Below are 22,282 nucleotides of genomic sequence, written 5' to 3'. Positions count from 1 at the left end.
GCCGCGACGAGACACTTCGATGATTGGAATTATTGTCCCCGCCCACAACGAAGAAGACTTCCTGGACGACTGCATCAAGTCCCTGATCGCCTCGTCTGTCCACGAAGACCTCCACGGCGAACCCGTGGAAATCCTGATCATGCTCGATGACTGCGCCGATGCTTCGGCCCGGGTCGCGGCAGCCCACGGCGTCACCACTCAGATGTGCGCGTACCGCAATGTCGGCATGACCCGCGCGGAAGGCGCACGGCTGATGCTCGAACGCGGGGCTCGCTGGCTGGCATTCACAGACGCCGACAGCGTCGTGCCCTATGCCTGGCTGGCCCATCAGGTCAGTCTGAAGGTGGACGCGGTATGCGGCATCGTCGAAGTCGATGACTGGTCCGGTCATCCTGAACACGTGCGCCAACGCTACGACTCGCTGTACCGACCGGTCGATGACCATCGGCACATCCACGGCGCGAACCTGGGCGTCAGCGCCGATGCCTATCAGCGTGCCGGCGGGTTCAAGGCGCTGGCCGCCCATGAAGACGTGCACCTGGTGGCCGATCTGCAACGCATCGGCGCGTCCATCGCGTGGATTTCCGCGAACAGCGTCACCACCAGCGCACGAAAAGACTACCGGTGCAAAGAAGGCTTCGGGGATTATCTAAACTCACTGGCAGCGACGTCGCTGTCCAGCTGAGGTGCTCCGTTTGCACGCGCCACGGCAGGCACGCTGGCAGGCGATAAACGCGCGCTGAAAGCGCATAGCAGGGCCAGGATGCCGTGCCCGTCGACACGTCTGATTATTCAATATTCAACGCCGGAATCCTCAATGCCGCCCATCGATCACCCTGCCCGCCCAGGCGACGACACACTCGGCGGGGGCATGCCCAGCGCCAGTGTCGCCATGCCCACGACCGGCAACTGGTTCAAGCGGCTGCTAGCGTTCACCGGCCCCGGCTATATGGTCGCCGTGGGCTACATGGACCCGGGCAACTGGGCCACCGACATCGCCGGCGGTTCGAAATTCGGCTACCTGCTGCTGTCGGTCATTCTACTGTCGAACCTGATGGCCATCGTGCTGCAAGCGCTGTCGGCACGGCTGGGCATCGTCACCGGATGGGACCTGGCCCGGGCCTGCCGCGAACGTTGCAGCCGGCCGGTGTGCATCGCCCTGTGGATTGCCTGCGAGATCGCGATTATCGCCTGCGACCTGGCTGAGGTGATCGGCACGGCCATTGCGCTGAACCTGCTGTTCGGCATCCCGCTGATCTGGGGCGCGGTGATCTCGGCCGTCGACGTTTTTCTGATATTTCTGCTCATGGGCCGCGGCTTCCGGGCGCTTGAGGCATTTGTCATTGCCTTGCTACTGGTCATCTTTGCCTGCTTCGCGATCCAGATGGTGCTGGCCCAGCCTGATCTGGCCGAGCTGTTTGCCGGCTTCATCCCCAAGGCCGAAGTGGTGACCAATCCCGAGGCGCTGTACCTGGCGATCGGCATCATTGGCGCGACGGTGATGCCGCATAACTTGTATCTGCATTCGTCCATCGTGCAGACCCGCGCCTACCCGCGTACGGACGAGGGCCGCCGTATAGGCCTGCGCTGGGCGGTGACCGACAGCACCATCGCGCTGACGCTGGCGCTGTTTGTCAACGCGGCGATTCTGATCACGGCGGCGACGGTGTTTCACAAGGCCGGCAAGACCGACGTAGTGGAAATCGAACAGGCTTACCATCTGCTTTCGCCGATGCTGGGCGTGGGCATGGCGTCGATGCTGTTCGGCGTGGCGCTGCTGGCGTCGGGGATCAATTCCACGGTCACGGCGACGCTGGCCGGGCAGATCGTCATGGAAGGTTTTCTGCGCCTGCGCCTGCCAGGCTGGATCCGGCGCCTGCTGACAAGGGGGCTGGCGATCATTCCGGTGATTGTGGTGACCAGTATTTATGGCGCCCAGGGCACCGCCAAGTTGCTGGTGCTGAGTCAGGTCATCCTGTCGATGCAGTTGCCCTTTGCCGTCGTGCCGCTGGTGCGCTTCGTGTCGGACCGCAAGCTGATGGGTAATTTCGTGACCGGCCCCATGCTGACGACCCTGGCCTGGGGCATCGCGCTGCTGATCATCGTGCTGAACGTGGTGTTGCTGCTGGGGGCGTTTGGGGATTGAAGCTTGCCCGTCTGGAGACCGCATTGAATATGTAGGACCGGCTTTAGCCGGGAAGACGTCGGTTTGAACACCATCAATCTGCAGCGTGGCTTCAGACGCTTTCCCGGCTGAAGCCGGTCCTACACTGGATACGCGGTGCCTTTGTGGGACCGGCGTTAGCCGGGAAGACGCCGGTTTGAACACCATCAATCTGCAGCGTGGCTTCAGACGCTTTCCCGGCTGAAGCCGGTCCTACCGGGGTACGCGGTGCCTTTGTGGGACCGGCGTTAGCCGGGAAGACGCCGGTTTGAACACCATCAATCTGCAGCGTGGCTTCAGACGCTTTCCCGGCTGAAGCCGGTCCTACCGGGGTACGCGGTGCCTTTGTGGGACCGGCTTTAGCCGGGAAGACGCCGGTTTGAACACCATCAATCTGCAGCGTGGCGCCTGACGCTTTCCCGGCTGAAGCCGGTCCTACACTGGATACGCGGTGCCTTTGTGGGACCGGCTTTAGCCGGGAAGACGTCGGTTTGAACACCATCAATCTGCAGCGTGGCGCCTGACGCTTTCCCGGCTGAAGCCGGTCCTACACTGGATACGCGGTGCCTTTGTGGGACCGGCTTTAGCCGGGAAGACGCCGGTTTGAACACCATCAATTCTGCGGTGTGCCGCCTGACGCTTTCCCGGCTGAAGCCGGTCCTACACTGGATACGCGGTGCCTTTGTGGGACCGGCTTTAGCCGGGAAGACGTCGGTTTGAACACCATCAATTCTGCGGTGTGGCTTCTGACGCCTTCCCGGCTGAAGCCGGTCCTACACTGGATACGCGGTGCCTTTGTGGGACCGGCTTTAGCCGGGAAGACGCCGGTTTGAACACCATCAATTCTGCGGTGTGCCGCCTGACGCTTTCCCGGCTGAAGCCGGTCCTACACTGGATACGCGGTGCCTTTGTGGGACCGGCTTTAGCCGGGAAAACGCCGGTTTGAACACCATCAATTCTGCGGCGTGGCACCTGACGCTTTCCCGGCTGAAGCCGGTCCTACACTGGATACGCGGTGCCTTTGTGGGACCGGCTTTAGCCGGGAAGACGCCGGTTTGAACACCATCAATTCTGCGGCGTGGCACCTGACGCTTTCCCGGCTGAAGCCGGTCCTACACTGGATACGCGGTGCCTTTGTGGGACCGGCTTTAGCCGGGAAGACGCCGGTTTGAACACCATCAATTCTGCGGCGTGGCACCCGACCTGTTCCCGACCTGTTCCCGGCTGAAGCCCGTCCTACCTGGGTAAGCCGGTCCTACCTGGGTGTGCCGATCCTGCTTAATGGGTCATCCCGTGATCATGGCTCATGTCCATCGCGCCGCGGGCCGGGGCGCTGACGTTCACCACTTCGGTCTCGCCCTTGGCGTTCTTGACCGTCAGCGTCAGCGGCACCTGGTCGCCCTCTTTGATCTGGCCGTTCAGGCCCATGAGCATCACGTGGTAGCCATCAGGGTCCAGCGCCACCGTCTTGCCCGCCGGCAGCGGTACGGCGTCGACCGGGCCCATGCGCATGACGTCGTTGGTCATGCTCATTTCGTGAATCTGCACGTCTTTGGCCACCGGCGAGGTGACGCCGAGCAGCGTGCTGTCGGTGTCGGCAGTGATGCGCATGAACGCGCCGGATGAAGGCTGACCGGCCACCGTTGCACGCACCCACGGGTCTTCGACCCGCGTCTCGGCAACCGCACTCAGGCTAACGCCGGCCAATAGGGAGATCACCAATGTGCGGGAAACAAACACGCGCGGCAGAGCAGCAAGCAAAGCATTCATCAGCAGACTTCCATGACAGTGAGCAAATCTTCCGCGCATTGCTTGGCGGAAAGCGAAGGCGACAGCCCCAGGCGCAGGTTGCCCCGGGAGTCGAAAACGAAGCTGGTGGCGGTGTGGGACATGGTGTAGGTGTTGCCCGCCGGGACCTTTTCGTAAAACACGCCGAATTCTTTGGCGACGTGAGCGGTTTCTTCCAGCGTACCGCGCAGGGCGGCGAACGTCGGATCGAACTGTTTGACGTAGGCGTCGAGGATCTGCGGCGTGTCGCGCTCGGGATCGACGGTGATGAAGATCACCTGCAGCGTCTTGCCGTCCTCGCCCATCATCTTTCTGATCTGCGCAGCGCGGGCCAGCGCCGTCGGGCACACCGCCGGGCATTGGGTGAAACCGAAAAACACCATCGGCATCAGCCCGCGATAGCTCGACAAGGTTTTGACCTCACCGTCGGTGTCGGTCAGCTTGAAGGTGCGGCCCATGATCTTGTTGCTCAGATCTTTGCCGTACTTGAAATCCAGCGCAGTGGTCGAACCGTCACAGCCGGCCAGCAGCCCCAGCCCCAACAGGCCCATGCCGGTGACCACCTGACGGCGGGTCAGAAACTCATTCATCTGGCGAACTCTCGAAAGCAGCGGCTGGCGCCAACGCCAACCCTTTTTTCGTCCACCTCGCTGATCGCAGGCGTTGATTGGCAGTCGCACTGCAGCAGCGAGGGACGAAGCGAAAAAAACACGTGCCCGACAGTGTCGCGCAAAACCGGGCTGAATGCGTTACGGGCGACTTTTACCGACACTATTTAACGACGCTGTACGCCTTGTCGCCCATGGGTCGGGAAACGCCCACTGCGACAAAACCGCGCATCTCGTCGCGTGGCGATGATCAGCGGCCTCGCGGACTCTCCTTGCCGGAATCACTCAACCGGTCCGGCAGAACAAATGTTTGAACCCCGCCCCGCTTGCGCTGCCGAATTTCATCAGCAGGCCGCGCAAGCGGCCCAGGCAAAAGCCCGCGCACATCGCGTCGGCTTCACGGGACGGAGACAGTCAGCCATGCGCGACGATGCACAAGGACTTGAATCACTCCTGGCGGATTTCGCCCACCGTGACAATCCCCACGTGCCGGACGCACCCCTGCGTCATGCCATGCAGCGCTGCCTCGACAGCGGACTCGATCAACTGCCGTTGCCCGGCAGCGGTCGCACCCTTGAGCGCTGGCGCCAATTGGCAACAGTAGCGGGCATCGACCTGGCGCTGCTCAAACTCTACGAAGGCCACACCGACGCCCTCGCCATTCTGTATGAACTAAGAGCGCACGAACTGGGTGCCGCGCCTTTCGAAGCACCCGGCATCTGGGGGGTGTGGGCCGCTGAACCGCCCGACGCCAAGGTGGGTGTCAGCCAACGCCACGGCGACAAGGTTCGCCTCAACGGCCGCAAGGCCTGGTGCTCCGGCGCACAAGATCTGGATTACGCCCTGCTCACCGCCTGGGCCAGCGATGAGTCGCCGCAACTGGTGGCCGTCGATCTGAAGCAGCCGGGGGTGCGCTTCAGCAGCGAGACGTGGCAGGCCGTGGGCATGGCCGGCACCGCCAGCGGCGACGTGCACTTCGACGGCGCTGTCGGCATTTGCGTTGGGAACAACGGCGAGTACCTCACCCGGCCAGGATTCTGGCAAGGCGGCGCCGGTATCGCCGCCGCTTGGTATGGCGCCGCAGTGGCGCTGGCGAAAAGCTTGCGCGCGCACCGACATCACGGACGCCCGGAACCCCATGCCGACGCCCATCTGGGCAGCATCGATGCAGCGCTGTGCGGCGCGGCGGCAGCCTTGCGCGAATGCGCCTCATGGATCGACGCGCATCCGCAGGACGACGCGAGCCTGCCGGTGCAGCGCCTGCGGGCGCAGGTCGAAACGGCGGTTGAGCAGGTGTGCCGGCACGTCGGCCGGGCGCTGGGCGCGACGCCATTCTGCCGCGATCCGCACTTTGCGCGGTTGGCCGCCGACCTGCAGGTGTTTATCCGACAAAGCCACGCTGAACGCGACCTGGCGCATCTGGGCCAGCGAGTTGCCACGAGCGAAACCGAGGATTGGTCACTATGAACGAAGCACAGCCTTTTGGCGTCACCGGAACCCCGTTGAGTGCCTGGCAGAACAGTGTGGCATTGCGCGGCGTGCGCCCGATCACCCTGGAAGAACTGGTCCCACCCGGCGCGCGCCTGATCGTGCTCGCGCCGCACCCCGACGACGAAGTGCTGACCTGCGGCGGTCTGCTCGCAGCGATGGCCCAGCGGCAGAACGATGTGCAACTGGTCGCCGTTACCAACGGCGAAGGCAGTCATCCGCAATCACCGCTGTGGCCCGTACAACGCCTGCGCACCGAGCGGCGTCGGGAAAGCGAGCAAGCCGTCGCCCATCTGGGCCTGGACGTGTCGCGCCTTTCCTGGCAAAGGCTCGGCATGGGCGACGGCCAGGTTGCCGAGCAGGCCGAGTCGTTGATCGCGCTGATCAGCGAAGACCTGCGTCCCTCGGACGTACTGCTGACCACCTGGCGCCACGACGGCCACTGTGACCACGAAGCCGTCGGCCACTGCGCGGCCCAGGCGGTTGCCAACACCGGCGCGACGCTGGTGGAAATTCCGGTATGGGCCTGGCACTGGGCTGAACCGAATGACCCACGCATCCCCTGGGAACAGGCCCGCAAATTCTGGCTCAGCGATGAACAACGGCGGCGCAAGCGCGAGGCCATCGGTGCCCACTTGAGTCAGCTTGAAAACGACCCGAGCACCGGCGCACCGGCGGTGTTGAACCCGCAGACGCTGGAGCGTCTGCTGCAACCCTTCGAACTGGTGTTTCTGTGAGCATTACAGGTAAATATTTCGACGAACTGTTCGCCAACAGCGACGACCCGTGGGCCTTCCGCACGCGCTGGTACGAACACCGCAAACGCGACCTGACCCTCGCTGCCCTGCCCCGCCAGCAATACGCGCGCATCTTTGAGCCGGGCTGCGCCAACGGCGAATTGAGCCTGCGCCTGGCCGAACGTTGCGACGCGCTGCTGTGCATGGACCTCAGCCCCCGGGCCGTCACCCTGGCCCGCGACCGCTTGGGCGGGCATGCCCATGTTCAGGTGCTGGAAGGCTGCCTGCCCCAAGACTGGCCGGCGGGGGAATTCGATCTGGTGGTCATCAGCGAATGGGCCTATTACCTGACGCCGGATGCCTTTGGCGAGATCATCGAGCGCATTCGCGAAAGCCTGACGCTGGACGGCGCGGTGCTGGCGTGCCACTGGCTGCACCCGATCGAAGGCTGCCCGATGGAGGGCCGCGAAGTGCATCAGGTCCTCGCCCGGCATCTGGCCATGGAACGCACCCTGCATCACGCCGAGCGGGATTTCCTGCTGGAAGTGTGGAGCAAGGACTCACGCGGGATCGACCTCAACGAGGCCGTTCGTTGAAGCGGATGTTAAACGAGCCGCGGACCGATGAACGCCTCCGCGCCCGACTCGCCCAGCAATCCGTTGACGAACAGACGCGCCTGCCGGGTCAACTGGTCGATGTGCCGATCTCGCTGTTTTTCCGCAGCGGTCATCGCGCGCTTGCCGTGCTGCTTCAACAGATAGCTGTGGATCTGCCGCACCTCCAGCGAGTTGTAGATCGGCGCGATGTCCAGCACGGCCAATAAGCCGTCGGTCTGTTGCTCGCGGGTGTTCATCAGCACCTGCGGCCCGCGCGCACCCAATACCTGAAAGCCCAGCGCCTCAAACACCGGCACTTTTGCGACGAAGCACGCCAGCTCGGCATGGGGGTAGCGTTCGGTCATCTTCATCAGCATCGCCCGGGCCACGCCCTGACGGCGATGTGTCGTCTGCACCGCCATGTACGCCACAGCGCAGGCCTGCGGGTCCTGTTGAACCGGCAGACACAGCAAAAAACCGATGACGATCGAAGGATCCTCGGCGTCCAGCGCCACGATCAATTCCACCGCAATCCCCCGCGAACCGTCCATCGCCTGCACGTACTGATGCACTTCATGGCCGACGCCGTATTGGTACAGCGGGTACAACGGATTGCTCGGAGCGATGGCGACCATGCTGAGCTCGGTGACGTAATCAATCACCATCTGCATGATCTGGCTCTTGATCGATTCCGGTGGCGTGGCGTCGAGGCGCATGACGGTAAACGTGGGGGAAGACATTGTGATCCTGAATCCGGGCTGGGGCGGTGGGTTCGAGCCGTGCATGATACCTGCGCACTGACTCAATTATCGAACCCTGCCGCTAATGCGCAGCCCAGTGGGACAGTTTGCGCTGGACGTCAGCCGCACCTCCCAGGCACTCGCTGGCGGAGGTACCTGGGGCGCTGCGTTGCAGCGTGGTGACGGGCCTGCCGGGAGGCGAATAGATAGTGATCCGCTGCTCTCCCACTGGCACAAACTCAATGCGGGTGCCGTCTTCCAGATACAACGTCTCTTCGGCGTACTTTCCGTCCATCGCGTGGTAATAAGGCGGAGCGCTCAAGCACGTACGCAGGTCGCCGTCCTCGAAAATTTCCACGTAGAAGATGCCGCCGGCATGGGGGCCGGTCCAAAGGCCGGTGAGGTGTTGGGGCGGAGAAGATGCGCTCACTGAGGTGTAATCCACTAACGACAGTCCAGATGTCCTGGTGTTGCTGCCGGTGCCAGTACAGCCAGACGCGCACAACACGAACGCCGCCCATAACAGCGTCAGTGTGGCTCGCGTCCTGCTAAACCGTTTATGCATAGTGAACTTCGACTTCCAGCACGTTATTGACTCGCAGGCTTGATGGAGTTCCGAGAACTCCCCTCGCTTATAAACCTGCTCTTAGTCTGAATGGGCTGTAAATAACTCTAGTACGCACCCACAGCCCTCGCAACTCTGAGCAATGGAATGCAGCCGCTACGCGCATGGCCGTGTCCCTTTCAAGCGCACTTTAAGTGCCCTTTCACCCGCCCTGATCAAGGCCTGAACTCGCGCAACGCCGCGCCGTTCGCCATCTGAATGCTTTTCGCCCGGGATCAGATCGTAAACACAGCCTATGCTTTGAAGCGCGGGTGGTCAGTGATGCCGAAAAATTTCATCTAAACCGCAGGTCCGGGAGTTGAACCCCATATACGGCGCACAGTCCATGCACTACATCCCAAGGGGGAACATCGATGAATGATTTATCAAAAGCTTCAGGGCTGAGGCGTTTCACGTCCATCATTGCAGGCATCTTTGCCTTGTTTATGTTGGTTGGCGGTATCTGGCTGCTCACATTGGGCGGCTCTTTTTATTATCTGTTCCTGGGCGTCGCGCTGCTGGTGTTCGCCGTTCTGCTGTGGCGACGTTCCGCTGCATCGCTCTGGCTGTACGGCGCGCTGATGCTGATCACCGTGGTCTGGGGCCTGTGGGAAGCAGGCACGGACTTCTGGGCCTTGGTGCCGCGTTTCGACATCCTCGGGGTGTTGGGTCTGTGGCTGCTGATCCCGGGCGTCACCCGTGACATTCCGGAGCGCCTGAAGCCGGGCAAAACCTTTTTATCCGCGACATTGGCGCTGGCGATCGTGGTGATGGTGTATGCCATCTTCAACGACCCGCAGGAAATCAACGGCAGCATGGCGACGGCGCAACCCGCGCAGCATCAGCCTGTCGAGGGCATCGCCAACGGCGACTGGCCTGCTTATGGCCGCACCCAGTCGGGCACCCGCTATTCGCCGCTGACCCAGATCAACGAAGGCAACGTCAAAGACCTTCAGGTGGCCTGGACCTTCAACACCGGTGAATCGAAAACCGCCAATGACTCCGGTGAAACCACCAACGAACTGACGCCAATCAAGGTTGGCGACAACATGTACATCTGCACCACCCACCAGATCCTGGTAGCGCTGGACCCGGCCACCGGTAAAGAGAAGTGGAGATTCGATCCCAAGCTCAAATCCGATCCGTCCTTCCAGCACTTGACCTGCCGTGGCGTCGCCTACTTCGATCAGGCAGACACCACCCAGTTTGCGAAAAGCCTCGAAGGCACCCAACCGGTCGCCACCAGTTGCCCGCGCAAGGTGTTCCTGCCGGTCAACGACGGGCGTCTGTTCGCCATCAACGCTGACACCGGCGCACCGTGCGCCGACTTCGCCAAAAACGGCGAGCTGGACCTTCTGCACCTGCAGCCCTACCCGTATCCGGGCGGCCTCGAACCCACCTCCCCGCCTGTCGTGACCGGCACCACCGTGATCATCGGCGGTTCGGTGACCGACAACCTGTCGGTCCATGAGCCATCCGGCGCGATCCGTGGCTACGACGTCAACACCGGCGCACTGAAGTGGATCTTCGACACCGGCGCCGAAGACCCGAATGCGATTCCGGGCGACGGCAAGACCCTGGTCAACAACTCGCCAAACGCCTGGGCACCTCTGGCGTACGACGCCAAGACTGATGTGGTCTACGTGCCAACCGGCAACCCGACGCCGGACATCTGGGGCGGCAACCGCACCCCGGTGATGGAGCGTTACGCCAGCTCGATCGTCGCGATGAACGGTTCCACCGGCAAGCTGGTGTGGAGTTTCCAGACCACCCACCACGACTTGTGGGACATGGACGTACCGGCCCAGCCAACCCTGGCTGACGTGAAAACCGGGACCGGCGAAGCCGTCCCTGCGGTGTACGTGCCGACCAAGGCCGGCAACCTCTTTGTGCTGGACCGTCGCGATGGCAAGCCAATCGTGCCGATCCATGAAATGCAGGTGCCCGCCGGGCAAGCCGCCCCGGGCGACCGAGTCAGCCCGACCCAGCCGCGTTCGGACCTCAATCTGACTTCCGTGCAAACCCTGTCCGACAAGGAAATGTGGGGCGCGACGATGTTTGACCAACTGGTCTGCCGCGTGATCTTCAAGCAGCTGTCCTATAACGGCCAGTACACGCCGCCGTCCGAGCAAGGGACGCTGGTGTTCCCGGGCAACCTGGGTGTCTTTGAATGGGGCGGTATCTCGGTCAACGCCGACCGTCAGGTCGCGCTGATGAACCCGATGGCGCTGCCGTTCGTGTCCAAGCTGATCCCCCGTGGCCCGAACAACCCGCTGTGGCCTAAAGAAGGCCTCACCGGCACAGGCACCGGTACCGAAATGGGCATTCAGCCTCAGTACGGCGTGCCTTACGGTGTCGAGATCAACGCCTTCCTGTCGCCACTGGGCCTGCCGTGCAAAGAGCCGGCGTGGGGCTATGTGGCGGGCGTCGACATGAAGACCCACAACGTGGTCTGGCGCAAACGCATCGGCACCATCCGTGACAGCCTGAAAGGCATTCAATTGCCACCGCTGAAAATTGGTGTGCCCATGCTCGGTGGACCGATCTCCACGGCCGGCAACCTGATGTTCATCGCCGGTACGCAGGACAACTACCTGCGCGCCTACAACGTCACCAATGGCGATCTGCTCTGGGAAGCGCGCTTGCCAGCAGGCGGTCAGGCGACGCCGATGACCTATGAAAGCAACGGCAAGCAATACCTTGTCATCATGGCCGGCGGGCATGGCTCGTTTGGCACGAAGATGGGCGACTCGTTGATCGCCTACGCCCTGCCGTCGAAGTGATCGACGCCTGAGCGGCAAGTGAAAAGAGCCCGAGTGATCGGGCTCTTTTTTTTGCTCGTTTTTTGTCACGCTGGCACGACGAATGTGTGAGTGGTAATTCTTTAGCAACCCATTCGAGATCTCAATATGAAACCCAATCCGCCCATCGATAACGCACTACGCGTCGCGTTGGTTACAGGATCCACTTCCGGTATCGGCGCAGCCATTGCACGAACACTGAGCCGGGCGGGTTATGCGGTGGTCCTCCACTCGCGAAACTCCGCGGACACGGGTCGCGCTATGGCTGCCGAAATGAAACAGGCTATCTACGTGCAAGCTGATCTTACTGTCGAAGCTGACAGGGTCAGACTGGTTAACGAGGCGATCGCCGTGTGGGGTCAGCTCGACGTATTGGTCAATAACGCGGGCATCAGCAGAGTCATTCCGCACAGCGATCTTGCCTCGGCCACTTCGGCGGTGTGGCACGAACTGAACGAAATCAATGTGGTGGCGCCGTTCCATCTTGTCGCATTGGCCGAATCGGCATTACGCGATGCCGCCCGTTACCGTCGAGCAGGTAGCGTCGTAAACATCAGTTCGCATGCGGGTGTCCGGCCCAAGGGCGCATCCATTCCCTACGCGGTGAGCAAAGCTGCGCTCAATCACATGACACGCCTGCTGGCGGTGTCACTTGGGCCAGACATTCGCGTAAATGCTGTGGCGCCTGGCTTGGTCGACACGCCTCTGACCGCAGAGTGGACGGGTGCCCAAGAATTGTGGCGAGATCGCGCTCCAATGCGCAGGGCAGCCAGCCCGGAGGACATTGCAAACGCTGTCCTGATGCTGGTTGATTCGGACTACTTGACCGGTGAGATATTGCTGTCAGACGGCGGCTTAAATCTGACCTAGGATCAGCGCTCCGCGCTCCGCGCTGGGACGGCGCGAGAAGCGGCTGCGGGGCCTACCCTATTGAAAAAACCAAGGCACGATGCCCACTGACATTGAAGTGGACACCACGACTTGGCTTCATCGGACCTGAAAGATAGCTTGGCCCGCCGGTGAAAGTAATGGCGGGCGCCTGGACCTTAGTCAGTCTCAATCACACCCGTCATCGCCGTAAAACGACTCTGCGGGTTCTTGAGCTTGTCGAGCACCTCATCCGGCGTGGACTCACGGAACACCACCATGTGCCCCACTTCCTCGCCGCCCTCGGTGACTCGCTCGATGTCGTTGATCATCCAGGTTTTCAGCTCTTCCACGCTGATGCCCAGTTGCTCGGCAACCTGACCGTGGAAGCGTTCTGCGTCGTATTGATTGAATTCGTCGTTGTTCATGGCCTTGGCCTCCTTTAGCGGTTGTATGTCTGAGGCCGCAGGAGGCCGGCACAGTTCACTCGGTTATGACCCGCGGTGCTCAGCGCCATGATCAACACAGTTTTCAGCGCCCGCGTGGCCCGGCCATCCACGGGGTGTAGTCGAAAGACACCGTGCCTCGGGCCACGCCGGTTTCATCCACCGAAAACCCGGGCATCTCGCCAATGTCGAGGTGCTTGCATTGCTCGGTCAGACGGCTTTGCAGGACGTTGTCGTATTTGAATGCATCCGGGCGTTCGCGGTGGCGTTCGAGGTTGACGACGCATTCCTGAACCTTGCCCTGCTTGTTCGCCAGATATTCGAAGGTGACCACGCCGATGCTGCCGGGCGGTGATTTCATCAGTGTCCGCTCGGCGAAATACCGGCCCTGCGCGTATTGCTGATAACGGGGCTGCATGGACAAGCGCAAGATGTCGTTCATCGGCAGGTAGATCAAAGGGGCGACGACTTCCACGTTGCCGTCCTTGTTCAACCGGTCCCCGGGTACGATCGGGAACACTGAGCTCCAGCACACCTTTTTTGAAAGCTCGGCCACCGGTGCATTTGCCGTGGCAAGGCCGGTGGCCTGGGTTTCGCAACTGAATACCTCATTGTTGCGATTGATCTTGATGAGCAGGCGGACCTCACCCGTCAGGCCTTTGCTGTTGGCCTCAAGCGCTCTGTTTCCGAGAATGGACTGGAAACGCGTGACGAAGGTGTGGAATTGCTGCTTCTTGGTTTCTTCCGGGCTCGGGACGGCTGGGGCAGCGGCAGGAGACGCCACCTGACGGGACTGACAGGCCATCAGGGCACAGGCCATGCCGGCGATAGCGGTCAAGCGCAGCCAGGGGGAGATGGGGCGAAGCAATGACAGGCGGGACAAAGGCAGAGCAGGCAACATTGATCATCCTTGAACGACACAAATTAAAGCGCGCGAAGATACAGTTGCTCAGCGCAGTGCGTCTACGGCACTCGGAAAAACTGTTGGCGTTTGAACCGGCCCCTTCCCGGCTGAAGCGGGTCCCACGAAAAGCAAAGCGCTCGACCCGTAGGACCGGCTTCAGCCGGGAAAGCATCAGGCGTCACGCCACAAAAATGAGGGTGTTCACACCGGCCTCTTCCCGGCTAAAGCCGGTCCTACTGACACAATGCAGTCCCACTGTGCACCGCGTACTCAGAGTGGGACCGGCTTCAGCCGGGAAAGCGTCAGGGGCTACGCCACAACAATCAGAACCTTCACACCGCAAATCAGCAACCGACAAACCGACCTCCGCCTCCGGCCAACGGCATGCGACAATCACGCACCGAACACCGTCGGCCTTTTTACGGTCTGACGTTGAGACTCTTGCGCGGATGAACCCGATGATCAATGCCCTCGTCTTTTTCGCAACCGTGATCGGCATGGAAGGCTTTGCCGTGTTTGCGCACAAGTACATCATGCACGGTTGGGGCTGGGGCTGGCATAAGTCGCACCATGAGCCGAGAACCGGCTGGTTCGAGAAGAACGATCTCTATGCCGTGGTGTTCGCCGGGTTCGCCATCGTGCTGATCGCGCTGGGCACTGCAGGCGCGCATCCGCTGGAGTGGATCGGTGCGGGCATGACCGCTTACGGCTTCCTGTATTTCATTGCCCACGACGGCTTGGTGCACAAGCGCTGGCCGTTCAAATACGTGCCGCGCAATGGCTACCTCAAGCGCCTGTATCAGGCGCATCTGATGCACCACGCGGTGTCGGGCAAAGAGCGTTGCGTGTCGTTCGGCTTTCTCTACGCGCCGAGCGTCACTCGGTTACGCGCCCAGCTCCGGCGCTTGCATGACGGCCCGTTGCACAAATCCGACCCGGACGTTGCCAAAGGCTCGTCGGTCGCGCCGGCCACTGCCGACCTCGAGACGCGCTAGCCTTCCACGCCCCCACCAACACCAGTCGCAGCTTGTCCAGTTTGCTGGTCGAGACCCGCGTATCCCACGCCCGCGCGCCGCGTTGCCTGACCTTCACGCCGATCTCACGATAGACACACCCCGCCGTCGCCACCGCCCAGGCTGAGCGCCACGGCAGCGCGGTCAGGCCGGCGTTGGCACTTTCGTAGTACGGCTCGGCCATGTCCACCAAGCGCTTCGCCAGCACCGCCACTGCCGGGCGAAACTCCGGGGCTGCAAGGCGATCATGGGGAATGCCCAACTCATCCAGCCAATCCCCCGGCAGATAACAACGGCCCACCGAGGCGTCTTCGACGATGTCCCGCGCGATGTTGGTGAGCTGAAACGCAAGGCCCAGATCGCAGGCCCGGTCTAGCGTCGCTTCGTCACTGACGCCCATGATCTGCGCCATCATCAAGCCGACCACGCCAGCCACGTGATAGCAGTACTCCAGCGTGTCCTCGACACGCAGGTATTCGCGCTGGCTGACGTCCATCGCGAAGCCATCCAGGTGCTGCAAGGCGTAACGTTGCTCGATGCCATGGCGCAGGACAACCTCCCTGAACGCCTCGAACGCCGGACTGTGGGTCGGCGTGCCGGCATACACGGCGTGGGTCTGGGCGATCAGCCGTTGCAGCCGCTCGGCGACTTCCTGCTGACTGACGACCGACGCCGAGTGCCCCGCTTCCTGACCGTCAATGACGTCGTCGCAATGGCGGCACCAGGCGTAGAGCATCACCGCACTACGCCGGGTGACCGGGTCAAACAGGCGTGACGCGGCGGCGAAGCTCTTCGAGCCGACTTCGATGCTCTGGGTGGCGTGGTCGAGCAGCGCCTGATCGGCGACGCTCATGCGTGCAGGTCCTCCAGCATCAGCCCGGCCGTGGCTTTGGCCGAGCCAATCACGCCTGGCACACCGGCGCCCGGATGGGTACCTGCGCCGACCAGATACATATTGCTCAGGCTCGCGTCGCGGTTGTGGGGGCGGAACCACGCGCTCTGGCGCAGGATCGGCTCAAGGGAAAACGCCGAACCGAGGTGCGCGTTGAGTTCGCCTTTGAAGTCCTGGGGCGTGAAGATCCGGCTGGTGACCAGGTCCTCGCGAAGGCCCGGCATGTAGTGCTTCTCCAGGTACTCGAAAATGCGATCGCGATAACGCGGCCCTTCCACTTCCCAGTCGATGTCGGCGTTGCCTAGGTGCGGCACCGGCGACAGCACGTAATGGCTGGAACAGCCCGGTGGCGCCAGGCTTGGGTCAGTGATGCACGGAGCATGCAGGTACAGCGAGAAATCTTCGGCCAGCGCCGCGCCCTTGAAAATCTCCTGAATCAGCGCCTTGTAGCGCGGCCCGAAGCACACCGTGTGGTGCTGCAACTGAGGCTGCGGGCGCTTGAGCCCGAAGTGGATGACGAACAGCGAATTGCTGAAGCGCTTGCCCTTCAGCCGTGCGCCTTCCTTGACCCCGCGCGGATGGCCGCCAAGCAGCTCGGCGTAGGTGTGCATGACGTCGGCGTTGGAGGCCACGCAGTCGGCGTCGATCTGCCGGCCATCCTTGAGCCGCACGCCAGTCACCCGCTGCGCGCTGGTTTCAATGCTGGCGACATCGGCGTTCAGCTCGAAGCGCCCGCCGATGTCTTCGAACAGTTTGACCATGCCCTGCACCAGCGCGCCGGTGCCTCCCTTGGGAAACCACACGCCCCATTGGCGTTCGAGGGCGTGAATCAGCGTGTAAATGGAGGACGTCGCAAACGGATTGCCGCCGACCAGCAGCGAGTGGAACGAAAACGCCTGACGCAGTTTGTCGTCCTCGATGAACTCCGAAACCATCGAATACACGCTGCGCCACGCCTGCAACTTCGCCAACTGCGGGCCGGCCTGAACCATGTCGCGGAAGGACAGAAACGGCACGGCGCCGAGCTTCAGATAACCCTCCTGAAACACCGCTTTGGAGTACGCCAGGAAACGCTGATAACCGGCGACGTCCTTGGGGTTCATCGCCGCTATCTGGGTGTCCAGGGACTGCTGATCATTGGCGTAGTCGAACTTGGTCCCGTCTTCCCAGCACAGGCGATAGAACGGCGACACCGGCAGCAACTCGACGTAATCCTTGATGGATTTGCCGGCGGCGGTGAACAGCTCTTCGATGGCGGTCGGGTCGGTGATCACCGTCGGCCCCGCGTCGAACGTAAAGCCTTGGTCTTCGTAGACATAGGCGCGGCCGCCAGGCTTGTCGCGCTTTTCCAGCAGCGTCGTCTGCACGCCCGCCGCCTGGAGCCGGATGGCCAGGGCCAGGCCGCCGAAGCCGGCGCCAATCACAATTGCGCTTTTTGCTTGAGTCATTTCAATTCTCGTTGTGCTTAGGCTGGGGGTGCCTGGCCAGGTAATGCTTTGGCAGGTAACGAACAGCGGCTTTGACCGCCTCGTTGATCGGCACGGGAGGTTTGCCGGTCAGCACGCGAAGCTTGTCGCCAAGGGTGCTCCGGCCGGCATAGAAACGGCTGATCAGGCCTTCGGACAGACCATAGAAACGCTGCATCACCTGCCAGCGATTGGACGGACGTCCGGCCAGAAACAGCATGCGGTTAAGCAGGCGATAGAAACGCTGGGATTGCCACGCTTCCTGCGCAATGGCGCGAATGCCAGCGTCCAGCGACCCGGCATCCAGCGTGCGTTGAGTGGCAATCCACTCCGCCAGCCGCACGGCATGGGGCAGCGAATAGCCGGTGGTGCAATGAAACAGCCCGGCCCGCAAACCGGAACGTGGCTGCCCTGCCGCCTCACGCCAGAACCCGGCGAAATCCCCGGCCAGGGTGATCGGCAACACGCCCTGCTCCTCGCGAAGGCACTCGGCAATCTCCCAGCCATGGGCGGCGGCGTAATCAGCAATGTGCTGACGAAGCTGCTCGGCGGAAAACGAATGCCGGTCGACGTAATGGGTGTCCTCGATCAGCAGGGTGTCCGCTGAAAAAGGCAGCACGTAGACGAAACGGTAGCCCTCACTCTGCGCAACGCGGGCGTCCATGATGATCGGCGCGGTCAGGCCATGGGGCGCCTTCAAGCGCAGTAACTGACCCAGAAACGCCTGCTGACCCAACACCATGTGCGCCGTGGCCTGCACGCCGCGGCCGTCGATCACCGCGCTGGCCTGAAGCCGCTCGCCGCTGTCCAGCACGACGGCGTTCGGCGTGAGTTCGGTGATGCGTCGGCCGGTCAGCAGCGCATCGCCCAAGGCGGGCTCGATGAGCTGCGCAAAGCGTTCCGACGTGATGCTGGCATAGCCACTGTTCAACCGTCGCGAACGTTGCGGGAAGTGCACGTCATAGGTCGCCCAGCGCTGCACCACCAACGGCTGCAGCCATTGATGCTGCTCGGCGCTGAGGTCGCCCTCGTGGTAGGACCAGGTGTGGTTGCCGCCGAGGTGTATCTGCTCTTCGATGCACAGCACCCGCAGCTCAGGCCTCAACTGTTTGAGGCGCCAGGCGATCAGCCCGTTGGCCAGCCCGCCGCCGGCAAGAATCAGGTCATAGGTCATGGCACCAACCCCGCCAGCACGGGCTCACCGGTGCGCACCACGGCTTCGACAATGTCGGCGGCGCGGGACGTGCCGCCAGCGTTCGCCAGCTCGGTCGCCAGACGCTCAAAGGGCTCAGCGGACAGCCCGCGCAGTTGCGTGAGTCGCTCGCGGATCTGCCCTGCCCCGGCGCCACGCCGCAGTTGCAGGCCAATGCCGGCGTGGGTGACCCGGGAGGCCACGCCAGGCTGATCGAAGGCGATGGGCATGACCAGCATCGGCGTGCGCGCCACGATGGCGTCCATCACGGTGTTCAAGCCGCCGTGGGTCACCAGCGTGTCAGCGTGATGCAGCGCCCATTGCTGGGGCGCGAAATCGGTGACCCAGGTCGCGCCGGCCTTGATCAGCCGCTGCGCTTGCCGCGCATCAAGCCCACCGCAATGGGCGATCAGCAACTGCGCATCCATCTGTCGGCTGGCCGTGGCGATGCGCTTGAACATGTCAAAACGACTGCCCTGCAGCGTGCCGAGGCTGGCGAAGATGAACGGCCGGGCGGGATCAATCGGCCATTCGCCCTGTTGTTCGGCTTGAGGCGCCCGCAGCGGACCGACCGCGTGAAAATTAGCCGGTGGATGCTGGCGGGGGAAATCGAAACCGGGAATGGTCTGACTAATCTGCGCATAGGGCGAGAGGCATTCATGCAATCCGTCGCGGGGCTCGATCGCCAGACGCCGTGAAGCATCACGCAGCACCTTGCTCAACGGGCCCATCAGCCAGTCGTAAACCTTGCGGCTGCCTTCGAAAATATGCTGACTGCGTTCATCGGTGGCGTAGGCAAAGGGCATCACCGGCAGCGGCAGATGCGGCTCGCGGTTGACCGGCAAGGCGCAGGCCACAGAGACATACGGCACGCCCAGCCCTTCGGCGACCATCCCGCCCGCCGCTTCCATCTGGTCGCACAGCAAGGCCTCGATCTGCCGAGTTGCCAGCGCGGCGGGCAACTCGGCGCAGAGCATGCGGGTGGTGTCGCACATATCGCGGATCACCCGGCGCAGGCGCAATGGATTATTCGAACAGGCGGCACGCCGCAGCGCCGCTTCAAGACTGCCCGGCGGATGACTGAGGGCACCGAGGGCATGAAAGCCGATGCGCGGATCGGTCAGCCAGCGCCGGGCATCGGCCTGCTGGAAAAAGGTCACCTGATGACCCCGGTCGATCAGCGTCCCGGCCAGGGCCTGAAACGCCTGAAAGTGGCTGTAGAACGCCGGCGCCACGACGGCAAAATGGGTCATGAGAGTAACGACTGCAAGGTGTCGGGCGCCAGCAAGCGGGCCCTGCGCAGCGCGCGAAGGTCCTCTGAACCGGTGCAGAAACAGGCGATACGCAGCTGGCGGATGACGATGTCGAAGTGTTCGATGACGGCAGCGGTGGACAGGGTTGCGTTGCGCAGCACGCCTGCGGCCTGACCGACAACATCCGCGCCCAGGCGAATGGCCTTGGCCACGTCGATGCCATTGTGAATGCCGCCGGAGGCGATCAGCGGCGTGTCCGGCAAGGCCTGGCGAACCATGGCCAGGCTCACGGCGGTGGGGATGCCCCACCGCGCAAACGCCATGGCGACTTCGCGATCGGCCGGGTTCTCGGCGCGCTCGGCCTCGACGGCGGCCCAACTGGTACCGCCAAGCCCGGCGATGTCCAGCACCTGCACCCCGGCTTTCACCAGCGCCAGCGCCACATCGGCGGACAGGCCAGCGCCCACTTCCTTGACCACCACCGGCACGCCGACACTCAACACCACGCGGTGTATGGCGTCGAGAATACCCTGCCAGCGCCGGTCGCCGCCGGCCTGAACGGCTTCCTGCAAAGGGTTCAGATGAATGATCAACGCATTGGCCTGAAGCATGTCGACCGCACGGCGGGCCATGTCCAGGCCGTCAGGCTCGATCAACTGCGCGGCGCCGATATTGCCCAGCAGCGCGATGTCCGGCGCCAGACGCCGAAGCTCGCGGGTCAGGCCCTGATCACCGCCGCGTTGTAGCGCCACCCGTTGCGAGCCGACGCCCATGGCAATGCCCAGCTCCTGGGCGGCTTCAGCCAGATGTCGATTGATCGCGGTGGCTCGGTCAGCCCCGCCGGTCATGGAGCTGATGAGCAGCGGCGCGCGCAATGCAATGCCCAGCAGCGAGCTGCTCACGTCAACGTCGTCCAGATTCAACTCCGGCAGCGCACAGTGTTCGAAGCGGATGTCGTCCAGTCCGGAGAAGGAGGAACGCACGCTGGCGCGCCTGTCCAGCACGATATCAAGGTGATCGTCTTTTCGACGACCCATATCGCTGTGAGTCATACTCGCTCCATGCAGCTGAATTATTGAACCGGCTATGCGGTCTTCTGCAGACGCAATCTTGTACAAAACCGATTTTCCTGTACAACTTTGCCGTATCTTGAGGCATTTAGAAACAGCAGTTGTTCCGTGACGACCGGCCCCGCACCTCCTCACCGGTCCGCGACGAACAGTATTACCGCTAAAGCATAGGGAAAGACCGATGGCAGGTAACGTCGACATAACAATCAAATCGGGCTTTGCCGGGCGACTGGGAGACGTTCGAAAGGCCATCGAGACGCGGCTCTCCGAGCTGTTGCCCGAATCCGGCAACGAGCGCGATCTGGTGGCGCTGGCCATGCGTGAATCGACTTTGGCGCCGGGCAAGCGCATGCGTCCGGTGCTGTTGGTGCTCGCTGCCGAAGGCTTGGTCGAAGACGGCCGTGAAAACAGCCGCACGATCAGGCAACAGGCCGTGGACCTGGGCTGCGCGGTCGAGATGATTCACGCCGCGTCGCTGGTGCTCGACGACATGCCGTGTATGGACAACGCGTCACTGCGGCGCGGTCAGCCCACGGTCCACCTGAAGTTCGGTGAAGACGTGGCCATTCTGACCGCCATCGCCCTGCTCAGCCGCGCCTTCGGTGTGGTTGCCAGCATCAGCGATCTGGCCGCCACCACCCGTACCGAACTGGTCGAAGTGCTGGCCAACACCGTCGGTATGCAAGGGCTGGTGCGCGGGCAGTTCCAGGATTTGCGCGACGGCCAGCGCAGCCGCGACGCGGACGAGATCGCCCTGACCAACAACCTGAAAACCGGCGTGCTGTTCGGCGCGATCATGGACATGGCGTGGCTGATCAGCGGTGCGCGGGAAGAACAGCGGCCGCTGCTGCAGAACTTCGCCATGGAGCTGGGCCAGGCCTTCCAGATGTACGACGATCTGCGCGACCGCTGCGCCGACAGCGACAAGGATCAAGGCAAGGACGACGGCAAATCCACCTTCGTCTCGCTGTATGGCGAAGACAAGGTCAAGCGGCAACTGGCGCTGCACCTGACCAGCGCCGAGCACGCGTTGCGTGAGGTCTACGGCGACGCCTCGACCATCGCCGGCTACCTGAGGCAGATCTTCGAGAAGGCCGCGCTCAACGGCTAGCCGACTGCGAACCGAGCTTGGCAATGGCCTGCTTGAGTTGTTCGCCATCCGCAAAACGTTCCTGACGTATGACCGCGCCGTTTTTCAGCGCCAGCCACTGCACGGTGTCGCGGTCGCCGTCGTAGGCCGAGGCGACGCGAGCGTCACGGTCCAGCAAGATGCGGAACTTGGCCGAACGCATTGCCGGCACTGCCACCATCTTTATCAGGGACGGCATCTTTTCGATGTCCGCCACGTATACAACGTGGCGCTGCTCCAGGTAACCCTCGGGATTGTCTTCCAGTGCGGCGTTGACCATCTTCGCCGCCGACATGCTGCGGGCGATCAAAAGCACCTGGGCCTGATCGTCCAGCGTGTAAGCCTTGTCGAACTGGTCGAGCAACGTCCATTTGGCGATCGGCTGGGGCGCGTCCTGGGCAAATGCATTGAGACTGAGAAACAGAGCGAGGGCCGCAAAACGCCGCATGGTTTAAATCCCTTTAGCAGGAAAGATTGAATAAGGATAAGGGTCGAGGATAAGGCATGGCATACCAGCGCGAATT

The 22,282-nt window shown here is 62.5% G+C and carries 21 protein-coding genes; 9 read left to right on the top strand and 12 right to left on the bottom strand.

From position 1 onward, the window contains the following. Positions 1–19: 19 nt before the first annotated feature. On the top strand, positions 20–685 hold the full coding sequence (locus OKW98_RS12415) for a glycosyltransferase (protein WP_265389418.1): 666 nt from the start codon (positions 20–22) through the stop codon (positions 683–685). Between the two features lie 186 nt (positions 686–871). Further along, a complete protein-coding gene (locus OKW98_RS12410) occupies positions 872–2,146 on the top strand; it encodes an Nramp family divalent metal transporter (RefSeq protein WP_265389719.1) in 1,275 nt (424 codons plus the stop codon). 1,296 nt (positions 2,147–3,442) lie between these two features. On the opposite strand, the gene OKW98_RS12405 is transcribed toward OKW98_RS12410, so the two are convergent. Both OKW98_RS12405 and OKW98_RS12400 read right to left on the bottom strand, forming a co-directional pair. Continuing rightward, positions 3,443–3,934 carry a copper chaperone PCu(A)C gene (locus OKW98_RS12405; protein WP_265389417.1) on the bottom strand — a complete coding sequence of 164 codons (492 nt, stop codon included), beginning with the start codon at positions 3,932–3,934 and terminating at the stop codon, positions 3,443–3,445. After that, positions 3,934–4,542, bottom strand: coding sequence for an SCO family protein (locus tag OKW98_RS12400; protein WP_265389416.1), 609 nt, complete (start codon positions 4,540–4,542; stop codon positions 3,934–3,936). The genes OKW98_RS12405 and OKW98_RS12400 overlap by 1 nt, the downstream gene beginning before the upstream one ends. Before the next feature lie 438 nt (positions 4,543–4,980). Here OKW98_RS12400 and OKW98_RS12395 point away from each other — a divergent pair, with 438 nt between their 5' ends. From OKW98_RS12395 to OKW98_RS12385, 3 genes are read left to right on the top strand one after another with little or no spacing between them, the layout of a single operon-like run. Further along, positions 4,981–6,027, top strand: coding sequence for an acyl-CoA dehydrogenase family protein (locus tag OKW98_RS12395; protein WP_265389415.1), 1,047 nt, complete (start codon positions 4,981–4,983; stop codon positions 6,025–6,027). Continuing rightward, positions 6,024–6,785: a PIG-L deacetylase family protein gene (locus tag OKW98_RS12390; protein ID WP_265389414.1), complete on the top strand. Its 762-nt coding sequence runs from the start codon at positions 6,024–6,026 to the stop codon at positions 6,783–6,785. Before OKW98_RS12395 ends, OKW98_RS12390 begins: the two co-directional genes overlap by 4 nt. Next, positions 6,782–7,381, top strand: a complete 600-nt coding sequence (locus tag OKW98_RS12385) for an SAM-dependent methyltransferase (protein ID WP_265389413.1) — start codon at positions 6,782–6,784, stop codon at positions 7,379–7,381. The genes OKW98_RS12390 and OKW98_RS12385 overlap by 4 nt, the downstream gene beginning before the upstream one ends. Before the next feature lie 8 nt (positions 7,382–7,389). Here the strand turns inward: OKW98_RS12385 and OKW98_RS12380 are convergent, their stop codons facing one another. Both OKW98_RS12380 and OKW98_RS12375 read right to left on the bottom strand, forming a co-directional pair. Beyond that, positions 7,390–8,121, bottom strand: a complete 732-nt coding sequence (locus OKW98_RS12380) for a GNAT family N-acetyltransferase (RefSeq protein WP_265389412.1) — start codon at positions 8,119–8,121, stop codon at positions 7,390–7,392. 82 nt (positions 8,122–8,203) lie between these two features. Further along, the gene (locus OKW98_RS12375; protein WP_265389411.1) at positions 8,204–8,551 is read right to left on the bottom strand and encodes a hypothetical protein; all 348 of its coding nucleotides are present in this window, start codon (positions 8,549–8,551) and stop codon (positions 8,204–8,206) included. Between the two features lie 620 nt (positions 8,552–9,171). Here OKW98_RS12375 and OKW98_RS12370 point away from each other — a divergent pair. Both OKW98_RS12370 and OKW98_RS12365 read left to right on the top strand, forming a co-directional pair. Next, positions 9,172–11,508, top strand: a complete 2,337-nt coding sequence (locus tag OKW98_RS12370; protein ID WP_322114185.1) for a glucose/quinate/shikimate family membrane-bound PQQ-dependent dehydrogenase — start codon at positions 9,172–9,174, stop codon at positions 11,506–11,508. A gap of 126 nt (positions 11,509–11,634) precedes the next feature. Continuing rightward, complete coding sequence (locus tag OKW98_RS12365; RefSeq protein WP_265389409.1) at positions 11,635–12,396, top strand: SDR family NAD(P)-dependent oxidoreductase; 762 nt, start codon at positions 11,635–11,637, stop codon at positions 12,394–12,396. A 176-nt stretch (positions 12,397–12,572) separates the two neighbouring features. Here the strand turns inward: OKW98_RS12365 and OKW98_RS12360 are convergent, their stop codons facing one another. Together OKW98_RS12360 and OKW98_RS12355 are read right to left on the bottom strand one after the other, a co-directional pair. Then, entirely contained in the window at positions 12,573–12,821 is a 249-nt protein-coding gene (locus OKW98_RS12360; protein ID WP_265389408.1) for a hypothetical protein, read from the bottom strand. Positions 12,822–12,924: 103 nt separating this feature from the next. Next, positions 12,925–13,740: a hypothetical protein gene (locus tag OKW98_RS12355; protein ID WP_265389407.1), complete on the bottom strand. Its 816-nt coding sequence runs from the start codon at positions 13,738–13,740 to the stop codon at positions 12,925–12,927. Between the two features lie 452 nt (positions 13,741–14,192). Here OKW98_RS12355 and OKW98_RS12350 point away from each other — a divergent pair, with 452 nt between their 5' ends. Continuing rightward, a complete protein-coding gene (locus OKW98_RS12350) occupies positions 14,193–14,738 on the top strand; it encodes a sterol desaturase family protein (protein ID WP_265389406.1) in 546 nt (181 codons plus the stop codon). On the opposite strand, the gene crtB is transcribed toward OKW98_RS12350, so the two are convergent. The 5 genes from crtB to fni are packed head-to-tail and all read right to left on the bottom strand — an operon-like array spanning position 14,620 to position 20,611. After that, on the bottom strand, positions 14,620–15,609 hold the full coding sequence (gene crtB, locus OKW98_RS12345; protein ID WP_265389405.1) for a 15-cis-phytoene synthase CrtB: 990 nt from the start codon (positions 15,607–15,609) through the stop codon (positions 14,620–14,622). The genes OKW98_RS12350 and crtB overlap by 119 nt on opposite strands. After that, on the bottom strand, positions 15,606–17,096 hold the full coding sequence (locus OKW98_RS12340) for a phytoene desaturase (protein ID WP_265389404.1): 1,491 nt from the start codon (positions 17,094–17,096) through the stop codon (positions 15,606–15,608). The genes crtB and OKW98_RS12340 overlap by 4 nt, the downstream gene beginning before the upstream one ends. A gap of 1 nt (position 17,097) precedes the next feature. Continuing rightward, positions 17,098–18,288: a lycopene beta-cyclase CrtY gene (crtY, locus tag OKW98_RS12335; RefSeq protein ID WP_265389403.1), complete on the bottom strand. Its 1,191-nt coding sequence runs from the start codon at positions 18,286–18,288 to the stop codon at positions 17,098–17,100. Beyond that, positions 18,285–19,559: a glycosyltransferase gene (locus OKW98_RS12330; RefSeq protein WP_265389402.1), complete on the bottom strand. Its 1,275-nt coding sequence runs from the start codon at positions 19,557–19,559 to the stop codon at positions 18,285–18,287. The genes crtY and OKW98_RS12330 overlap by 4 nt, the downstream gene beginning before the upstream one ends. Next, entirely contained in the window at positions 19,556–20,611 is a 1,056-nt protein-coding gene (gene fni, locus OKW98_RS12325) for a type 2 isopentenyl-diphosphate Delta-isomerase (RefSeq protein WP_265389401.1), read from the bottom strand. Before fni ends, OKW98_RS12330 begins: the two co-directional genes overlap by 4 nt. A 199-nt stretch (positions 20,612–20,810) precedes the next feature. Here fni and OKW98_RS12320 point away from each other — a divergent pair, with 199 nt between their 5' ends. After that, complete coding sequence (locus OKW98_RS12320) at positions 20,811–21,740, top strand: polyprenyl synthetase family protein (protein WP_265389400.1); 930 nt, start codon at positions 20,811–20,813, stop codon at positions 21,738–21,740. Here the strand turns inward: OKW98_RS12320 and OKW98_RS12315 are convergent. After that, positions 21,730–22,206 carry a hypothetical protein gene (locus OKW98_RS12315; protein WP_265389399.1) on the bottom strand — a complete coding sequence of 159 codons (477 nt, stop codon included), beginning with the start codon at positions 22,204–22,206 and terminating at the stop codon, positions 21,730–21,732. The two genes, OKW98_RS12320 and OKW98_RS12315, sit on opposite strands and share 11 nt — an antisense overlap. Positions 22,207–22,282: the final 76 nt, after the last annotated feature.

It is taken from the genome of Pseudomonas sp. KU26590 (genome assembly GCF_026153515.1).
In the GTDB taxonomy this organism is placed as follows: Bacteria; Pseudomonadota; Gammaproteobacteria; order Pseudomonadales; family Pseudomonadaceae; genus Aquipseudomonas.
Note: the sequence above shows the minus strand (reverse complement) of the source record. Positions and strands in the feature narration are given on the sequence as shown.